The following is a 4,254-nucleotide window of genomic DNA, read 5'->3' on the forward strand; positions in this document are numbered from 1 at the left end:
GGACTGAGAACAAGCAGAGCGGGGGTTTTTGAGCGGAGAGAATCGAGGTCTTCTCTTCGCCGCCTGTTCAAAGAGGCCATCGTCTCACGCGATGAAAGCGGATGCCTTGAATTTGAGAAGCAGGCGGGTGCCTGGCTATTTGTTCGACTGACTATTGACCCATTCGACGGCGGCACGGATCAATTCAGGGGCGGTCTGGACCTTGAGCTTCTCCTTGATATGGGAGCGGTGGGTTTCCACGGTCTTGACGCTGAGGAAAAGAGTCAGGGCAATCTCCCGAGTGCTGCGGCCCTCCCCGAGGGCGTGAAAGATTTCGAGTTCGCGGTCGCTGAGCTGATCCACGGCGGAGCCGCTGCCGTTGGACGTGCGTCCATTGAGAAAAGTATCGAGCAGACGGCCGCCGATGGCTTCGCTGAGGTAGAGCGATCCGGAGAGGACCCGGCGGATCGCCTCGATCACTTTTTCAGGCGCCTCGGCCTTCATGATGTAACCGCGTGCGCCCGCGCGCAGGGCGCGTTCGGCGTAGAGGTTTTCATCATGCGAGGAGAGCATGAGGGCCGGGAGGGCGGGGTATTGGGCGCGGATGGATTTGATGAGCTCGATCCCGTTGGTGCCATTGATGGAGATGTCCACGATGAGCATGTCCGGCTTGAGCTCCTCCACGGAAGACATGGCCTGGGCGGCGGAGCAGACGCCGCCGCAGACAAGCATGTCCGGCTGGTGATTGATGAGCTGGGTGATGCCGTCGCGGAAGATGGGATGGTCGTCCACGATCAGGACGCGCCGCTTCAGCTCTTTGGCAGGAGATTCCTTCGTTCCGAGTGTGCTATTGGAGACTTTCGCCATGAGAAACGGGATCAGTTGGGTGCCGACAGGAAACAACGTCAAACCGGGGCGGGCAAGCTGCATTTTACCGACATCATGGACTTCAGGCGAGAGTGCCGCCGGCAAGTGGTTCAGGGCTGTTTCAGGTTTCAGGGCGGGTGGAAAAGCGGTGGAGCATTTTGCGCAGGGCCTCGGCGGTGACGGGCTTGACGATGTGCTCGGTGAAGCCAGCGGCATGCACGCGTGCAATATCCGACTCCATGCCGTAACCACTCATGGCGATGGCCGGAATGTCCGAATGCTCCCGCAGTGCTGCGATGACTTCATAACCAGAGCCGTCGGGCAGTCCGATGTCGCTCAGCAGCAGATCGAACGTTCCCTCCGCGATCGCCTTGCGGGCTTCTGCCAGTGTGCTGGCGACAGTGACGCTGTGGTTCCAGCGCGTCATGAGGCGGTGGAGAACATGGCGGGTGTCGTCGTGATCCTCGACGAGCAGCACGCGCAAGGAACGGGCTGGTGCGTCAGGAGAGAAACTGGGCGTGGCTGGTGCATTTTCGGGAGCGCTTCCGGCGGCAATGACAGGAAGCTCAACGATGAATGTCGCGCCCTGCTTATGGCCGGCACTGCGCACGCTGATGGTGCCGCCGTGTGCTTCGACCAGCCCCCTGGCCACACTCAACCCAAGTCCCAGGCCGCCGAAACGCCGTGTGGTGCCGGCCTGGCCCTGGCGGAATGGTTCAAAGATTTGAGGCATCAGTTCCGGGACAATGCCGATGCCATTGTCCTCGACCTCGACTCGCAACTTGTCTGCCGACTGCATGGTGCGGATCGTCACCTGGCCGCCTGGGGGGGAGAATTTCACGGCGTTGCCGAAGAGGTTTGAAAACACCTGGGTGAGGCGTGCGGCATCCCCGCGAATCATCAGCCTGTCCCGGGCCAGATCCAATACCGGGGTGATCTGCTTTTCCTGCAGGGCGGGTTTGATCATCGCGAGGGCATCACGCAGAATGGAATGAAGATCCGTGGGGGTGGAGTGGATGCGGAGCTTGCCCTGAGTGATGCGGGTGACATCGAGAAGGTCGTCCACGAGCCGTGCCTCCAGCTCGATGTTGCGACGAATGATGGCGAGGTATTCACGGACTTCTGCCGGATCTGCGGTCTCGTTCATGAGAGCGGAGGCGGCGGCGAGGGCGGGAGTCAGAGGGGTGCGCAGCTCGTGGCTGAGCACTGCCAGGAAATCATCCTTGGCCGCATTGGCCGCCACGGCGGTGGTTCTGGCGGCGGCCAGTTCCTGCACCATGGCGGCGAGGTCGTCTGAACGGGAATCCAAGGCGCGGCGCAGCGTGTCGCGGGTGAGCTTTGTTTGAAGCTGGTTGCGCACACGTGCGCGGAGCTCATCGATGGAAAAAGGTTTCAGCACATAGTCTTGTGCGCCTTCGACGAGGAGGTTGAGTTTTGTCTCTTCATCGGCCTTCGCGGTGAGCAGGATCACCGGCAGGTCCCGCAGGGCCTCGTCCTGGCGGAGAGCGGCGATGAGTTCTTCACCCGTCATGACGGGCATCATCATGTCTGTGAGAATGAGATCCGGCATTCGTTCGCGGATGGCCGCCAAGGCCGCCTGGCCGTTTTCTGCCGTACGGGTCTGTGCATCGGGCTCAAGGACACGGCAGATAAATTCACGCATGTCCTGATTGTCTTCGACGACGAGAACATCCGGCCGTGCCGACACCCGAGGCTGGGCAGGGGGCTGCTGATCAGTCTGCGCAGGTGCGGTGGCTGGAGCATTGGCCAGCCGCTGGATCACGGCATCTGTGCCGGTCCACGCCGAGGTCTGAACATCCACACCGTGCGGGGCATGGCGTGGCAGGCGCACACGGAACTGAGCGCCGCCGGCAGCGCTCTCGCCAACGAAAATGGTGCCGCCATGCATTTCGACAAATTCCTTCACGATGGAAAGCCCGAGGCCGGTGCCGCCATAGCGCCGCTGGGTGTCCCTGTCTCCCTGCTGGAAACGCTCAAAGATGGTTTCGCGGTAATCAGGAGGCACGCCCGGGCCTGCGTCCTCCACGGTGAGTGAGAGGTGGTCGCCGTCCTCGGCCAGAGAGAGACGCACGGTGCTGTCATTGGGGGCGTATTTGAAGGCATTCGAAAGCAGATTCATGAAGACGCGCTGCACTTTGTCGCCATCCACTTCAGCAACCACCTCGGCGGGCGCCTGAAGTGCGACACTGATGCCGCGCTCGCTGACGATGGATTCGAAGATGTTGGCCATGGCGCGTGCCATGGCGGCGAGATCGATGCGAGAGTAATGGAGGTCCAGCCTGCCGAACTCCAGCTTTGACACATCCAGCAGATCATTGACGTATTTGTGCAGGAGGAGCGCATTGCGGCGCACCACGGTGAGCTCGCGCCGCGCCGCAGGGTCTTTGGCCGTCTGAAGAAGATGCTCGACGGGGGCGAAAATCAGTGACAGCGGCGTGCGCAGTTCATGGCTGACGTTGGCAAAGAAGTTTGTCTTGAGCTGGTCAAGCTGGGTGACCTTTTTGTAGAGATCATTCAATTCGCCGTAAGCGCGCTCCAGCTTCACTCCTTGTTCCGCAGAGAGGCGCGCGGCCTTCAGCATGTTGAGGATGTGCGGGATCAACGGCGGCAGGACCACCGCCGTGGTCACGGAGGCGATGGCGGTGATGAGCTTCACCCAGCCGGAAAGCCAGTAGCGGGGATTCTCCGCCGTGAGAGTCCACACTTCCATGAAGTGTGTGGCGCCACAGGCCACGATGAAGATGGCGAAGGCGATCATGATCCAATGAAACGGCAGTTCATTCCGCACTCGGTAAACCAGCCACACCAGCGTCGTCGAGATGGCCACATAGGAGAAGCCGATGAGCAAGTCAGAACCGCCATGCAACTGCATCAGCTGCTGATTGAACAAATAGCAGTGGGAATGGGGCATGAAGTAATCACCCACTCGCACACCGGAGGAGAGATAGAGGCCCGCAGCGAACAGCATGAAAACGGCGGCGAGAAGGACGGATTGAAGAAACGAAGGTTTCATGGCATTGTGGCAGCACGGCATAAGCTCATGGTGCTGGTGCGGAACACAGGCTCATGAGGGAAACAAGTTCTGGCGAATGATTGGGGCTTGAGACGAGCGGGGCAACTGAAACGCCGATGTGGAGAAAAATGGGCCGCATCTCAATCACAGGGCGGGGAGGATGATCTGGGAGAGGAGACAAGCTTCTTCGGGTACATGGCGCTGCAGCAAGGACGCGCCGTTTGCCTGCATCAGCCGGTGTGCCGTCCACAGGCCGAGCCCATACCCGCCGCGGCGTGTCGTGGAAAGGGGCTGCCCCCAGGTGCTGGTATCCAGCGCCTCCTTCTTCGGCTCTCTCAGTTCAAAGACAACCTGACCATTGGCCGCCCGGGCGG

3 protein-coding genes are annotated in these 4,254 nt (G+C 60.8%); all 3 read right to left on the bottom strand.

What is annotated here, in order from left to right:
- Positions 1–135: 135 nt before the first annotated feature.
- Positions 136–909, bottom strand: coding sequence for a response regulator transcription factor (locus WAW39_RS25935; RefSeq protein WP_422322061.1), 774 nt, complete (start codon positions 907–909; stop codon positions 136–138).
- A gap of 58 nt (positions 910–967) precedes the next feature.
- On the bottom strand, positions 968–3,880 hold the full coding sequence (locus WAW39_RS25940; RefSeq protein ID WP_422322062.1) for an ATP-binding protein: 2,913 nt from the start codon (positions 3,878–3,880) through the stop codon (positions 968–970).
- Between the two features lie 144 nt (positions 3,881–4,024).
- Positions 4,025–4,254, bottom strand: a 230-nt coding sequence (locus WAW39_RS25945; protein ID WP_422322063.1) for a hypothetical protein, incomplete at its 5' end; no start/stop codon positions are given.

This window comes from Prosthecobacter sp., assembly GCF_049294395.1.
In the GTDB taxonomy this organism is placed as follows: Bacteria; Verrucomicrobiota; Verrucomicrobiia; order Verrucomicrobiales; family Verrucomicrobiaceae; genus Prosthecobacter.

Excerpts from the sequence above, each read along its gene's own strand:
- WAW39_RS25940 (WP_422322062.1), bottom strand. The coding sequence starts at position 3,880 with ATGAAACCTTCGTTTCTTCAATCCGTCCTTCTCGCCGCCGTTTTCATG.
- WAW39_RS25935 (WP_422322061.1), bottom strand. The coding sequence starts at position 909 with ATGCAGCTTGCCCGCCCCGGTTTGACGTTGTTTCCTGTCGGCACCCAA.